A 255-nucleotide genomic window follows, 5' to 3' on the forward strand; every position below is an offset into this window, starting at 1 on the left:
GCACCGACTCCCCCGGCACCTCAACGCCCGGACCCTGCTCCAAGATCACGTGCGCGTTCGTGCCACTGATCCCGAACGACGACACCGCCGCCCGACGCGGCCGGTCCTGCACCCGCCACTCGACCGGCTCAGTGAGCAGCTCCACCGCACCGGACTCCCAATCCACGTGCGGGGTCGGCTCATCCACATGCAAGGTGCGCGGCATCACACCGTGCCGCATCGCCTGCACCATCTTGATGATCCCGGCGACACCCG

General features: G+C 69.0%; 1 protein-coding gene. It reads right to left on the reverse strand.

The features are described 5' to 3' along the window. Positions 1 to 255 (reverse strand): ketoacyl-synthetase C-terminal extension domain-containing protein (locus tag LPA41_RS41545; protein WP_304523834.1); only part of this gene is annotated, 255 nt, incomplete at both ends.

Origin of the sequence: Actinoplanes sp. DH11 (assembly GCF_020873875.1) — a bacterium.
Classification (GTDB): Bacteria; Actinomycetota; Actinomycetes; order Mycobacteriales; family Micromonosporaceae; genus Actinoplanes.